Here is a 13,530-nt window from a genome sequence, read left to right on the forward strand (position 1 = left end):
TTACGAAATCTTCGCTCCCTTGGGATAGGCTTCTTTCCAGCACTACAGAATCCGCACTCGGGTTCATCTGGAAGAAGCCAAAGGAGGGCTGCCATGCGCCGCTTTATGATTGCTGATGATTCTGCCGTAATCTGCAAGGTTGCCAAACGCATCCTGACCGGGTTGGATTATCTTGTCATCGAGGCTTCGAGTTCCGGCGAGGCGATGATCATGTGTGATACCCAGCTGCCGGATGTTCTGTGTGTTGACGCTGGCATGACAGGCGCCCTGGACCTGATTTCCTCGGTGCGCCAGATGGATGGCGGGAGTGCCGTTCGCATTCACTATCTGATGATCGAGAAAGAATTCAAGCAGATGATGGCAGGCAAACGGGCCGGCGCGGACGATTTTTTGCTCAAGCCGTTTGACCGGCGCAGCCTGACGGAAGCTTTTGCTCCCTATGCCGCTGCGGCATGATCGTGAATCCTGCTTACGCTGAAAACGGCACAAAGCCCTGACAGCAAAAAACCCGCCTTGAAGGGCGGGTTTTTTTGTTTCTGGCAAGGCCTGATGGGAGAATGATCAGGCGCTTTCGAGAATCTGGCTTTCTTCCGGCTCGCGCAGAACGTAACCACGACCCCACACCGTTTCGATGTAGTTTTTGCCGCCTGCCGAGGTGGCAAGTTTCTTTCGCAGCTTGCAGATGAAGACGTCGATGATTTTCAGTTCCGGTTCGTCCATCCCGCCATAGAGATGGTTCAGGAACATTTCCTTGGTCAGCGTCGTGCCCTTGCGGAGCGAAAGAAGCTCCAGCATCTGGTATTCCTTGCCGGTCAGATGCACACGCTGCGCTCCGACTTCGACGGTTTTTGCGTCGAGATTGACGACCAGGTCGCCAGTGGTGATGACCGATTGGGCATGACCCTTCGAGCGCCGAACGATTGCATGAATGCGCGCAACCAGTTCGTCCTTGTGGAACGGCTTGGTCATATAATCATCAGCGCCAAATCCGAGGCCGCGAACCTTATCCTCAATTCCGGCCATGCCGGACAGGATCAGGATCGGCGTCTTTACCTTGGACAGCCTGAGAGTGCGCAGAACCTCGTAACCGGACATGTCCGGGAGATTGAGATCCAGCAGAATGATGTCGTAATCGTAAAGTTTGCCGAGGTCGACGCCCTCTTCACCCAGATCCGTGGTGTACACGTTGAAGCTTTCGGACTTCAGCATCAATTCGATGCTCTGCGCTGTCGCGCTGTCATCCTCGATCAATAGAACCCGCATTTTTTAGTCCCCTTTTCCGCCGCCGCAAGGTTTGAGATCCACTTACGCTATACGGATCCAGTCGTTGCCTGATTTGGAGGCTGCCATGGAATGGTTAACAAATTCTGATCAGGTTATGCAACCATCATCTGAATGTTAATTATCACTGGCAAACTCATGATTTCATTTCCGAAAAATCTCTTGGGTTTCTTGAAGTGACACTTCATGAAATCGGCCCAAGTGATTCAAAGGACTCTGGAAAGACGAGGAGAAAAATCATTTTTTCCGTTTACTCCGCCTTAAACCATGAGGGGTATTATTAATGATGCCCGTAAACGAATGGTTACCGTGGCGCGTAAAAAGTTAACGCCGCGGTCATTATTTGCAAATCGGGACTGGTGAATTTGCCAGAGTATCGAGTTTCACCAACCGGGATCTCGCATCACGGGAGTATTGCGTATGAAGTCGCGTGAGAGCCATGTTCGCCTGAAACAGTTTCAGGTCAATGAGAAAACCCGTCAGCTTGGGCAAATCCAGCTGATGATGGCAGAAATGGAAAAAATGGCAGCCGAACTGGAGTACCAGATCACCGCCGAGGAAAAGAAGGCCGGCAACACCGATCCTTCCCATTTCGCCTATCCAACCTTCGCCAAGGCAGCGCGCCAGCGATCCGACAATCTGCAGAATTCAATTCGCGAATTGAAGGTGCAGCTTGATGCGGCTGAACTGGCGCTTGAAGAGGCGCAGGCCGAGTTCGAAAAGGCAACCGCGCTTGAAGAGCGTGATGCCGGACATCGGTCAAGCCGCGCAGTCTGAGTGAATGCATGTGGTGTTCAGGTAGGTTCACTTGAACACCACATGCATTGACGCCTGCAATTACCTGCGACCGGCCACTCCGGTCGCAGGTGCTTTGGCTTGCGCCGAAGCAGATGGGCCTTGCGACCCGTAGCTCCTTCATGGCCCTTGCAATCGCGAAGTTCTTGGTTTTTCAGGAGCCTGCTGCTGTCAGGCGTGAGAGCTTTCTACACAATTACATCCCGCCATTCAGTGTGCCGCTGCACCTGGGCCTTGAAAAAGGGGCATAACGGGATGATTTTCCATCCGCCGGCGCGCGCAGCTTCGACAGCATGAAGCGCCAAAGCCTGCCCGACACCTTTGCCACGCAATGCATCGGGCACTCCGGTGTGATCGATGATGATCATCTGCGGTGAGGCGCGCGAAAAGGTCATTTCTGCTTCGACGCCTTCAAGGATCGCTATGTAGCGGCCGCCGGTTGGGCCATTTTCGTCGGTAATATCCATGGTATCTCCCGTTTGCGACTTGTGACTGGTATCGTGTATGGCGGATAAGGAGTTGTTTTCGCGACCGATTGCGGCGTCGATTGGATTCAAATCGACGATAGCGTACATGCATTGTCTCAAAGTGCTACAGCATTTTTCGCGTCAAATTGGGCTGAAGAACTGGGGCTGAGGAGTGTGTGGATGAGTTTAGTGCTTGCAGCAGCGTTGGTGCTGGCTCCGTTGTTTTTCGGACTGGGGATCATTTTGCCCCTGGTGCGGTTCGAAACGCTGTATTTTTTTGATCAGTCGCCATCGCTTCTTGGTGTCATTGTCGCACTGTGGACGGGTGATGACGCGGTTCTTGCGGTGGTGGTGGCGCTTGTCTCCGTTGCGTTTCCGGTGATCAAGTTGATAGCAATCTCGGCCGAGGCGGTGGGAATCGAAAACAATTCCGGCCTGGCGATGCGATTGGTGCCGCATTTGAGCCGCTGGTCGTTGATGGATGTTGTTTTGGTGGCATTGGTGATCGTGGCCGCCAAAACCGGCGGGATCGCTGAAGCCTTTTCGCAGCCCGGGCTCTGGTTTTATGCCGGATCTGCGCTGACGGCTGCGCTGGCGCACGGACTTGCCGGAAGATTCGGCAAACGCGCACCGGCATGACCGGTATCCGGTCAAAAGACTGAATTCCGGCTTGAGCCGATTTTGCTCGTTGATAGACGTGCCCACGCATGGCTCTCACCACGGTGTCGGCAATCCAGCCGGATGCGAAAAGGACGCTGAAATTTCCTGAATAGGCGCACATACCCAGACGTTCAAATGAGACCATCTGAACGCGACATGCATAAGTGCATCCTGCGATCAGGCTTACTTACCTGATCGCCGTCAAGATGCTCTGAAATCAAAGAATCAGCGCGTCCTTTGGGCGCCCGAGCGGACGCTCGGGCACTCTAATGCCGGTATTGCTGGATGCGCGTGGTGCGCAGGCCAGCAAGGCCGTAGTCGCTGATAGACGACTGCCAGGAGAGGAATTCCTCAACCGTCAGCGTATAGCGCTCGCAGGCCTCTTCAAGGCTGAGCAAGCCGCCGCGAACAGCGGCCACCACTTCAGCTTTTCGCCTTATAACCCATCTACGGGTGTTGGCAGGTGGCAAATCAGCGATCGTCAACGGACTCCCGTCGGGGCCGATCACATATTTGACTCGGGGTCGTACCATATCGGTCATTGGACTCTCTTACATACTCAAGACCTATGCATCAGACCCTACAGGCGGGGGTTTAAAATTTGCCTAAGGGCCTGGCAATGATTTGGTAAGATTTGGCACAGGTTCGGTGCGGCTATCGGGCATCTTGTTGCAGATCGCTGCAAACCCTATAAAGGGGAGGTCCTGAACGGATATCTTGCAACCGCTTGATCAGCGCCTTGAACGCTGTTGAATGACGGGAAATACAGTGAACAGTCTAGATTTTGACAAGGAACCCCGCGACACGCGGGTGGTGGTCGCCATGTCGGGCGGCGTCGACAGCTCTGTGGTTGCGGGGATTCTTGCGCGGCAAGGCTATGATGTGCTTGGCGTTACGCTGCAGCTCTATGACCATGGTGCAGCAGTGCACCGGGCAGGGGCGTGCTGCGCCGGCCAGGATATTGATGATGCGCGGCGGGTTTGCGAAACCCTCGGCATCCCGCATTACGTGCTGGATTATGAAAAGCGTTTCCGCGAGGCGGTGATCAATCCGTTCGCCGAAAGCTATGTCGCCGGTGAAACGCCGATCCCCTGCGTTGCCTGCAACCAGACGGTCAAATTCGCCGATCTGCTGGCGACCGCGCGCGATCTTGGCGCCGATGCGCTGGCGACCGGGCATTACATCCGCTCGCGCCCCAACCCATCGCAGGCCAATCCGGGCCGGCGTGCGCTTTTCCGCCCGGTGGATGCCGAACGCGACCAGAGTTACTTCCTGTTTGCCACCACCCAGGACCAGCTTGATTATCTGCGCTTTCCTCTGGGCGAACTGTCCAAGGCGCGTACGCGCGAGCTTGCTGGAGAAATGGGCCTGACCGTCGCCCAGAAGGCTGACAGTCAGGACATCTGTTTCGTGCCGCTGGGCAAATATGCCAATGTGATTGAAAAGCTCAGGCCCAATTCGGCGCTTGCCGGAGACATCGTGCATATAGATGGCAGAGTGTTGGGCGAGCATCCCGGCATCGTCCACTACACCATCGGCCAGCGCCGCGGCATCGGGGTGGCGACGGGTGACCCGCTCTATGTCGTGCATCTCGATGCGCGCTCGCGGCGGGTGATTGTTGGACCGCGTGAACTGCTAGAGACACGACGCGTGATTTTGCGCGATGTGAACTGGCTGGGTGATGCTCCGCTTGAAGCCATTGGTCAGGACGGGTTTGAATGTTTTGCCAAGGTGCGCTCGACCCGGCCGCCAAAGCCAGCGATCCTGCGCGCGGTTGACGGTGAAATCTCGGTGGAACTGGTTGATGGTGAAGCCGGCGTGGCGCCGGGCCAGGCCTGTGTGCTCTATTCAGCTCCCGGTGACGAGGCGCGGGTGCTCGGCGGTGGCTTCATTGACCGCTCGGAGCGGTCGCCCGCGGCCGAGGCGATGCTCTCGACACTGCTGCGGCCCGCCGCCTGAGACGCGCTGCAGCAAGCCCTGTTGGCCGTTTAAAGCGTCGCTTATCCGGCTGGATGGGCGACGCGGTAACGCTTTGAAAGTCTGCAGGCTTAATTGAACGCGATTTCTATCAATCGTGGCGCACAGTGCCTTCCGAGAGTATCTCGATCACGGCAAGCCCGTCGGACACCGGCGTGCGCGGGGCGGCGCCGGTGCGGATGCAGTCGAGGAAATGTTCGCATTCGCGGGTCAGCGGCATGCCGTCGGCAATGTCGATATAGTCGGGGTCGACCATTTCCGACTGCCAGCCATTGTCGTCTTCCCACAATTTGTGATGGTATATGGCCAGTTTCTGGTTCCAGGGCGCCACATCGTCAAACACCGCCATGGCCTTTGAACCGATCACCGTGAGCTTGCGTTCGCGGTAGGGGTTGAGCCGTGAGGCGAACACATGGCTGCGCACACCGCTGGGGAATTGCAGGTGTAAATGGGCGAAATCCGACAGCTGGTTGAGCATGGCCGAGCCGACGCCGTGGACATTGACCGGTTTTTCGCCGGTCAGCGCCAGGATCAGCGACAGGTCATGCGGGGCGATATCCCAAAGCGCGTCATTCTCGACGTGGAATTTGCCGAGGCCCACCCGGTGCGAATGGATGTAGCGGATGGCACCCAATTCGCCGTCGGCAATCATCGCCTCGAGTGCCTCGAACGCCGGATGGAAGCGCAGCACATGGCCGGTCATTGCCACCAGACCTGACTTTTGGGCGGCATCCACGACCCGCCGGGCGTCGGCCACCGATAGGGCTATGGGTTTTTCGACCAGCAGATGCTTGCCGGCTTCAAGCGCCGCGATTGCGTGATCGGCATGATATTGCGGCGGCAGTGCCAGAACCACGCCGTCAATCGCCGGATCAGCCAGAACCGCGTCGAATTCCATGGAATTGACGCCATGCATCGCTGCAAGCGTGCCGGCGCGGTCGTGATGGCGATCGGACACGGCATAAAGCGCGCCGAGTTCGGAAAATGTCCTGGCATGGTTGGATCCCCAATAGCCGCAGCCGACGACGGCAATTTTGGGGGGCAGAGCGCTTTGCATGGCTGGTCCTAAGTGTTCTTGCGTGGTCTTTGAAGGCTGGATTAGACCCGATGCCGCGCTGAGGCAAGGCGAGGGGGTGGCAAGCGGGCCAGCCGGGGTGCGGCATGGCGTCATATTCTGGTGACGGCGGACACCGGAGACCTCGGTTATCGCTTGCAAACACCCGCGCCGGGCCGCCGGCGAGCTGCTCGAAGGACGCGCCGTTTGTGGTCCGGTCTTGTCAGGGGGAGGGGGGGCGCCAAAAGACAGGTTCTCTCCGGGTGGCAAAACAGTGTCCTGTAATATGGCGCAGTTATCGGAGATCCTCGGAATCCTCTGGTCTGGCAGAGCAAAAGCCGGCATGCCACAACCGACTGGTTGATGACCTTCTGCCGGGCACCGAGAGCGCCGCTGTCCAGGCCTGATTTCTGCCAGGCCAGCCGGGCGGAAGCGAAAGGTGGGCGCGCCAGATGCTCGGGAAAAATCGGCGCAGGGCATGCCTGTTGACGCGCTCTGCCGGGTCGGCGTGCAAACAGGTGAGAAAAGGCCAATGCATGCTTGACACCGGAGCAAGCCGCACCTTATATGCCGCCCGTCCGGCCCGATGAAAATCGGCGGCTGGCGGCGGGGTAGCTCAGCTGGTTAGAGCAGCGGAATCATAATCCGCGTGTCGGGGGTTCGAGTCCCTCTCCCGCTACCACTACTCCCCCCAACTTCGGGGCATGCGACGTCCGATTGGCGACTTCAACCAGCATACCAATCAATCCTTTGATTTCTATATGTGTGCCAAAGTCTTGCGGTGTGATTACGATCGCATCCACCAGCTTTCGGATCGCCTCGGCAGCTTCTCGATTTTCATCGGTTATCTGGATGGCGTACATGCGTGCCATGGTGTCCACGCAATCGGCAAATTTTTTGACAGACGATGGATGGAGTACGACTGTCTCGGGCAGGGACGGTAAAGCACGCTTTCTCTCTTCGAGGCCTCCAATTTCATTGCGGATACCTAGAAGGCGCACACTCGCCAAGTCACCGTCGAAGACGCCCTTGTCATAATCCGCCCACAATCTGGTCTCGAGCTGCTTCAATTCAGCGATCTGCTTATCGACAATCCGAGTCTGCTCGACGGTTTTGCCTGCCAGTCGAGTTCGCTCTGAATTGTAGCCTTTTATCATTTCAGCGAGGGCTTCGGTTTGGCCTAGCTGCTCTTTGAGGCCAGCCAAGGTGGTCTCTACGATCTCATCAAGATAGTACGCGCTGGAGTTCACGCATGAGCTAGTGTCCGTCGTCAGATAAAATGGGACATCAGAGCGGCTTGAGTATTGGAGGCTCTGGTTCGTTTGTGTGACTGATTATGCCGCTTGTTTTTGATGGTGCAAGCGACGTTGGCGGATTGTCAGCTTCTTGATCTCTTTCCTTTCTCTCAAGATGGCTTTGTCGCGCCCAAAGTAGACGTCGGCGGGTGTGACGTTCTTCAAGCTCTCGTGGTAGCGCCTGTTGTTATAGTAGTCGACGAAGGCCTCGATCTGGCGTTCAAGATCGCCTGGCAGATAGTAATTTTCCAGCAGGACCCGGTTCTTCATCGTCTGATGCCATCGCTCGATCTTTCCCTGGGTTTGCGGGTGGAACGGGGCTCCACGAACGTGATCCATCTTCTTGTCCTCCAGCCATTCAGCCAAATCGCCAGAGATGTAACATGACCCGTTATCGCTGAGCAGGCGCGGTTTGTGGCGCACGACGGCCTGGTCGCAGCCCGATGCCTGAAGCGCCAGTTCAATGGTGTCTGTCACGTCCTCGGCCCGCATGTTTGTGCAAAGCTTCCAGGCGATGATGTAGCGGCTGTAATCGTCCAGGATCGTGCTGAGGTAATACCAGCCCCACCCGATGATCTTGAAGTAGGTGAAGTCGGTCTGCCACATCTCATTGATGGCGATAGTTTTGTCTTTGAACTCATTGGCTGCCTTGATCACCACATAGGCCGGTGCGGTGATTAAATCGGCTTCCTTCAGGATACGATAAGCCGATGATTCAGAGACAAAATACCGCTTCTCATCAGTGTATTTGACTGCCAGCTCCCGGGTCGTCAGCGCCTCGTGTTCCAGCGCGAACTCAATCAGGTCATCACGCCGGTCTTGGGGGATACGGTTCCAGACCGACTTCGGCCGTGGAGACCGATCATCCAAGGCAACAACCCCACCGTCGAGGTAAAGATCATACCATCTGTAAAAAGTGGTGCGCGGTATGCCCAGCATATCGAGGGTCTGCTTGGTTGGCAGGTGCGATCCTTCGACCGTGCGAATGATCTCAAGCTTCTCGGTCGCAGGGTATCTCATGCCTCGTCCTCCCCAGCACCTGTCATGCTTTTTTTGAGCAGGCGGTTCTCCAGGGTCAGATCGGCGACGCATTCCTTCAACGCCAAGGCTTCAGAGCGAAGGTCCTTTACTTCCGGCGACGTCGCTTGCCGTGCTGTGTCACCCGAGAGCCGGCGCTTGCCTGCTTCCAGGAACTCCTTCGACCAGCTGTAATACAGGCTTTCGGCGATACCTTCGCGGCGGCACAGCACCGAGATGCTTTCCTCTCCACGCAAACCCGCCAAAACGATACGGATTTTTTCCTCCGCTGAATAGGTCTGGCGGGTCTTGCGGCGGATGTTCTTGACCAGCTTGTCAGCTGCGTTCTTCGATGTTTCAGGCTTCTGTCTCATCTCGATCTCCCAATCGGTAAGATGAACCAGAAATCCTCCGTTGTTCAAATCCTCAAATCTGTCCCACGGGCGCTGACGTCAGACACGTTGGTGTCATAAACGACCGTTTGTGTGACGGGTTGCAGGGGACTGGGGTGATGGGTGAATTAATCGGTTATGTGCGGGTCTCGAAATCGGACGGGTCGCAAGTTCTGGATTTGCAGAAAGACGCGCTGCTTAATTCTGGTGTGGACGCCAGTATGGTCTACGAGGATTTCGCATCGGGGAAGAAGGATGACCGGTCAGGTCTAGAGTCCTGCATTAAGGCCTTGCGTTCAGGCGATACCCTGGTTGTTTGGAAACTTGATCGATTAGGCCGTGACCTTCGCCACCTCGTTACTACCGTCGATGATCTACACAAACGGGGTGTCGGTTTTCGGGTCCTTTCAGGGCAAACGCCGATTGATACTTCAACGGCCCAAGGCAAGCTCATGTTTGGCATCTTCGCCTCACTGGCGGAATTCGAGCGCGAGCTGATCCGCGAACGCACAATTGCAGGTCTGCAGTCTGCGCGCGCCCGTGGTCGAGTTGGTGGACGGAAGCCAAGGATGACACCAGCCAAGATCAGGCTGGCTCAAGCCGCCATGGGGCAGACAGAAACTGTTGTTGCTGATCTCTGCAAGGAACTCGGCGTATCGCGTCAGACGCTGTACAGGCACGTTGGGCCGCAGGGAGACCTGAGGGCAGATGCGATGAAAATCGTGGGCGATTAAAGCATATTCTTAACCGTGTAACGCCTTATCATTGAATTGGTTTTGCTGCTCGACTGTATCTTGTTCCGCAGGGTCGGCCAATCGTACCTGGTCGCGTCCGCCATGTTTGGCCTGATAGAGCGCAGCATCGGCACGCTGAATCAGCTGATCGAGACTTTCGCCTGTACCCTCCACCAACCCTATGCTGACAGTTACAGGGCTACTGACGGGAATCCCCACATGAGTTTGGATTCGCAGAAAAGCACACAACGCTTCGGCGACTCCTTGCCCCGCCAGTGCGCTGGTGTTTGGCAGGAGAATGGCGAACTCCTCGCCGCCCAGCCGTCCGACCGCAGCGTTTTCAGGAACTGACGTCTGCATCACATTAGCGATCAGTTTTATGGCCTCGTCACCAGTCTGGTGCCCATAGGTGTCGTTGATCCTTTTGAAGTGGTCAATATCCAGGATCAGAAGGGAGACTGGCAGCGTCTTAGTCGCATCGTTACTCATTGACAGGGCGACGGCCATGAAACCGCGTCGGTTGAGAATTCCACTCAGGGGATCGGTGATTGACTGTAGATTCAGGTCGGCGAGCAGGTCAGCTGCGATGCGCAACAGAAACAAAATGGCAAACAGCAACCAGCCAAAAAGCCCGAGGAATTTGATCGATACCACCCAAAATGAATTGACGTTAATGGAGCCAATATGCGGTGAACCTTCCAGAAAAAATGAGACGACAGGACGTGCAATCATAAGAAACGTTACCGAGAACGTGGCGATGATAATGCCGAGGTCTACATTTTCCTTTTTCTTTTGCTTACGTATTGCTTGAAGTCCGACGATCAGAATCGCCGCCAAGCCGACACTGGCGGCGGAACCCCGACCCATGGCACTTTGCATGACAAAACCAAACCACAGGACGGCCGCGCCGGTGACGGCGAGCATCGAAAGCAACAGCCGCTCGGGCACGACTTCGTCATATCTCAGACACATTCCCCTGACGAAAAACCAGCCACTTAACGGTAGCAAAAGGTTGAAGCCAATCCACAGCGGTATACTCGGAACCATAATATTGAGAAATTCGGACCCGAACCCTAAACTCGCTGCCGCATATCCCCAAGCCCAGTTCAAAATGTATCTTTGATGCGGCTGTTGTTTCCAAATTAGGAAAAAAACTAGAAAGAAAGTGAGTGCGGTGATCGGATTGATCATAGTAAGCAAAATCGTCGAGTCCATGCGGAATCCCCCCCCCCTCACTTGTCTCGAAAAGACCAATATCTCTAAGAGGTTAACATTATTTCAATCTGTGCGCGCAATCATTGCATGTCGCAATCGCGATGAAGGGCGCGTCTTGCAGATGCCCTGCTGATGCAACAGAGGAGACTATTTTATGGGTAATCTGGGACTCGACACCCTTGCTCGCGTGGAAGAGGTGGTTACGGATGTCTTGGCCATGGACCTTCTTCACAGCTCGCCAGATTTTTTCAGGAAGGTTGTCGAAGTCGCTGGTGAGACATCCGATCTCAGTTTGATTACTATTCGACGATCCGTTTATGACACTTCGCTTGGGGAAACTGACATTGAGTTGGTCGTCGACGGGCTAAAGGGGAAATGCGGCATCCTGATCGAGAACAAGATACGAGCTCCACTTATGGATCGCCAGTTCGAGCGTTACCATATGCGCGGTGAAGCAGGTATTCAGAATGGTCAATGGAGCCGATTTCGGGTGCTGTTGATGTCCCCACAGAGTTATTACGAGGCACTTGGGGCGGAGCACTCCACTTATATAGACGCAAACCTTTCCTATGAAGAGATTGTCGAATTCCTCGGCGGTTATCCCGAATTCGTTTTCAAGCGGCATGTTTTTGAAAGTGCCATTAGCGACTACCGCAAGGGTTACGTTAAGTCGCCCGATGTAGCCATGATGGACTTCTACCATCACTACTGGACGGTCGCGTCGACGGAATTTCCGCAACTTCGCATGCTGAAGCCAGATGTGGTGGGCAGGGACGGAACTTGGATTTACTTCCCTTCTTTATACGCAGGCAACAGTGTCCGTCTTATCCACAAGTTCAAGGGAATCGGATGCGAACTCGCGGTTACTACGCGAAATGCCGAGCAGCTCGCGGAATTGCTTGCCCCCTTCCTTGAATCTGACATGGTCGTCCGTCCAACGAAGTCAACAGCGTTCATCAACGTGAAGACGCCCGCTATCAATCATATTCTAGATTTCGCGACGTTGAGAGCCGATATTGTTCTCAGCCTTGAGACGTTGGATCGCTTGAGATCGTTCGCAATGAACGAACAAGTAAGGCGAGGTATCATGGCCGTTTTGTAGTGCAAAATTTTTGTATTACTTGGTGCCGAATTAGATGAATTTGGCGGTGTCTTTAGGTGTGTCTTTTTGAGTGTTGTGTCACTGACGCCATCTTTTCAATTCACGAATTACCGCTGCCAAACTCGGAGAGTGTTGCAGACTCAAAATAGCTTTCCGCTGTTTACTGATGCCCAGTTCGATTCTGCATTTTCCACTTGCCGTCATGTGACTGATTTTGGACCAAAAAGTAGAAAGCCCTTCATATATTCGCACAGTGCTTCTCTGGATGGCCTCAAAGGCATTCAACGGGGGGCTCTTGGCCTGTTCTCGATTCGGAGAGTCCTGAGTTGTGCCGATAGTCGCTGAAGTATACTCCTCTGCCGCCTCCACTGTGTCGGCAAAACAAGATGCTTCAGCTGTGGGACGTATTTCGAACAACATGGCCGCAACCTTTTTCCCTCCATAGCGAACCATGACCTTGGACAGCAGCCTGTCGCCTGTTTCGACTGTCGGGCGGCTATATGCGGTTTCTTGGCGGTTCTTCTTGAGTTTTGCCTTGTCGATAGCTTTGGCCATCTTCTCGGGGGCGGACCGCCTACAGGCCTTCCACTTCGCAAAAGCTCCGCCTGTCCTAATAAGCCTGAAACGGTGTTGTGTGAGGCTCCAGGCGGCTTCCAACGCATGGTCTGGCCATGAGAGCATGATTTCATTCCGCCATATGCCCCACAACGAGTAAGTGGCGACCGCTGCAGCATTGCGGATTGGTCTGGTATTGAGGTCCGTTTTTGAGAATTTGACCAAAAGTCTGCGATGTACCGCCTCTCGATGTTCGCTAGGAACCCGACAGACGAAATGGGCATGAAGGTCGAATAGGCCAGACTCAAGATCGAATCTTGGGTGAATCGCAATCAAGAGCAATTCGAAAGAGTGCTTTTTCCGAAGCTCACTAAATTCGATATTGATTCTCGCATTAAAGGTTTTCATGGCTGATACTAATTCGTCAGCTGAGGCCTTCGCGCCTGTCAGCCCGATGCCCCAAAACATGCAGTTTTTAAGGCCGTACTCGGCAGCAAATTCGGTGAAATCGGTGACAATAGGAACATTTCTGCGGATCGCTTCATGTCCAAAGAAGCGCGATCCACGAAGAGGGCGGCCCAAGTCGATGATTTGCCCTGGCGCATCTTGGAGCAGAACTAGGTAACGTTCGTGTTCAGAAACATGGACATCCACGCCGAGGGATTCGAGCCGCTTTCCCAGTTCCTTCGCATAGTGGAGTGGACTGGCCCTCTCGTTTGCCGACGCAGTCATTTGACAGGCTTCGATTGCGGCCTGCGATAGTTAGGCGACGTTCGCGGGATAAAGCGAAACACCGAGAAACTCGGCATTTCAGCCTGGGGGGAATGATTGAAGCGGGCTCCCGCTACCAAAATTTCTCAATGAATTCAGTGTTTCTGTTGTCTTTGGATAATCCCGAAGGCGGCCGTCTGCTGAGTTGTACCGACTCGGTACCGAGCGGGGCGGCGGCCCGCTTTTGTGTTTTCTAATTCAAGTCTTCGTGTTTC

General features: G+C 54.9%; 13 protein-coding genes and 1 tRNA gene. 7 read left to right on the forward strand and 7 right to left on the reverse strand.

Annotated elements, in window-relative coordinates; translation table 11 throughout:
- Window positions 1-93: 93 nt before the first annotated feature.
- The gene (locus IMCC20628_RS02345) at window positions 94-456 is read left to right on the forward strand and encodes a response regulator (protein ID WP_047028864.1); all 363 of its coding nucleotides are present in this window, start codon (window positions 94-96) and stop codon (window positions 454-456) included.
- Between the two features lie 105 nt (window positions 457-561).
- On the opposite strand, the gene ctrA is transcribed toward IMCC20628_RS02345, so the two are convergent.
- Window positions 562-1,263 carry a cell cycle two-component system response regulator CtrA gene (ctrA, locus tag IMCC20628_RS02350; protein WP_047028865.1) on the reverse strand — a complete coding sequence of 234 codons (702 nt, stop codon included), beginning with the start codon at window positions 1,261-1,263 and terminating at the stop codon, window positions 562-564.
- A gap of 438 nt (window positions 1,264-1,701) precedes the next feature.
- Here ctrA and IMCC20628_RS02355 point away from each other — a divergent pair, with 438 nt between their 5' ends.
- Complete coding sequence (locus IMCC20628_RS02355; RefSeq protein ID WP_047028866.1) at window positions 1,702-2,058, forward strand: flagellar export protein FliJ; 357 nt, start codon at window positions 1,702-1,704, stop codon at window positions 2,056-2,058.
- Window positions 2,059-2,264: 206 nt separating this feature from the next.
- Here IMCC20628_RS02355 and IMCC20628_RS02360 read toward each other — a convergent pair whose 3' ends face one another.
- A complete protein-coding gene (locus tag IMCC20628_RS02360; RefSeq protein ID WP_047032191.1) occupies window positions 2,265-2,543 on the reverse strand; it encodes a GNAT family N-acetyltransferase in 279 nt (92 codons plus the stop codon).
- Window positions 2,544-2,723: 180 nt separating this feature from the next.
- Between IMCC20628_RS02360 and IMCC20628_RS02365 the strand changes: the two genes are divergently transcribed.
- Window positions 2,724-3,182: a paraquat-inducible protein A gene (locus IMCC20628_RS02365; protein WP_047028867.1), complete on the forward strand. Its 459-nt coding sequence runs from the start codon at window positions 2,724-2,726 to the stop codon at window positions 3,180-3,182.
- Between the two features lie 287 nt (window positions 3,183-3,469).
- On the opposite strand, the gene IMCC20628_RS02370 is transcribed toward IMCC20628_RS02365, so the two are convergent.
- Window positions 3,470-3,745 (reverse strand): DUF1153 domain-containing protein, encoded by a 276-nt coding sequence (locus tag IMCC20628_RS02370; RefSeq protein ID WP_047028868.1) that lies wholly within the window; start codon window positions 3,743-3,745, stop codon window positions 3,470-3,472.
- A gap of 226 nt (window positions 3,746-3,971) precedes the next feature.
- Here IMCC20628_RS02370 and mnmA point away from each other — a divergent pair, with 226 nt between their 5' ends.
- Entirely contained in the window at window positions 3,972-5,162 is a 1,191-nt protein-coding gene (mnmA, locus tag IMCC20628_RS02375; RefSeq protein ID WP_047028869.1) for a tRNA 2-thiouridine(34) synthase MnmA, read from the forward strand.
- A gap of 109 nt (window positions 5,163-5,271) precedes the next feature.
- Here the strand turns inward: mnmA and IMCC20628_RS02380 are convergent, their stop codons facing one another.
- Window positions 5,272-6,225 carry a Gfo/Idh/MocA family oxidoreductase gene (locus IMCC20628_RS02380; RefSeq protein WP_047032192.1) on the reverse strand — a complete coding sequence of 318 codons (954 nt, stop codon included), beginning with the start codon at window positions 6,223-6,225 and terminating at the stop codon, window positions 5,272-5,274.
- Between the two features lie 614 nt (window positions 6,226-6,839).
- Between IMCC20628_RS02380 and IMCC20628_RS02385 the strand changes: the two genes are divergently transcribed.
- Window positions 6,840-6,916 (forward strand) — tRNA-Met (locus IMCC20628_RS02385).
- 652 nt (window positions 6,917-7,568) lie between these two features.
- On the opposite strand, the gene IMCC20628_RS02395 is transcribed toward IMCC20628_RS02385, so the two are convergent.
- Window positions 7,569-8,920 (reverse strand): IS3 family transposase gene (locus tag IMCC20628_RS02395; RefSeq protein WP_156174385.1). Its coding sequence is split into 2 segments (ribosomal slippage): window positions 7,569-8,584 and window positions 8,584-8,920, totalling 1,353 coding nucleotides; the frame shifts between segments, so codons are not numbered across the junction.
- 137 nt (window positions 8,921-9,057) lie between these two features.
- On the opposite strand from IMCC20628_RS02395, the gene IMCC20628_RS02405 reads away from it, so the two are divergent.
- A complete protein-coding gene (locus tag IMCC20628_RS02405; protein WP_047028873.1) occupies window positions 9,058-9,672 on the forward strand; it encodes a recombinase family protein in 615 nt (204 codons plus the stop codon).
- 9 nt (window positions 9,673-9,681) lie between these two features.
- Here IMCC20628_RS02405 and IMCC20628_RS24135 read toward each other — a convergent pair whose 3' ends face one another.
- Window positions 9,682-10,887 carry a GGDEF domain-containing protein gene (locus IMCC20628_RS24135; protein WP_052766264.1) on the reverse strand — a complete coding sequence of 402 codons (1,206 nt, stop codon included), beginning with the start codon at window positions 10,885-10,887 and terminating at the stop codon, window positions 9,682-9,684.
- A gap of 154 nt (window positions 10,888-11,041) precedes the next feature.
- Here IMCC20628_RS24135 and IMCC20628_RS02415 point away from each other — a divergent pair, with 154 nt between their 5' ends.
- Window positions 11,042-11,989 (forward strand): PD-(D/E)XK nuclease family protein, encoded by a 948-nt coding sequence (locus IMCC20628_RS02415; RefSeq protein ID WP_047028874.1) that lies wholly within the window; start codon window positions 11,042-11,044, stop codon window positions 11,987-11,989.
- Between the two features lie 78 nt (window positions 11,990-12,067).
- On the opposite strand, the gene IMCC20628_RS02420 is transcribed toward IMCC20628_RS02415, so the two are convergent.
- Window positions 12,068-13,276 (reverse strand): hypothetical protein, encoded by a 1,209-nt coding sequence (locus IMCC20628_RS02420; RefSeq protein WP_047028875.1) that lies wholly within the window; start codon window positions 13,274-13,276, stop codon window positions 12,068-12,070.
- Between the last annotated feature and the right edge of the window lie 254 nt (window positions 13,277-13,530).

It is taken from the genome of Hoeflea sp. IMCC20628 (assembly GCF_001011155.1).
Classification (GTDB): domain Bacteria; phylum Pseudomonadota; class Alphaproteobacteria; order Rhizobiales; family Rhizobiaceae; genus Hoeflea.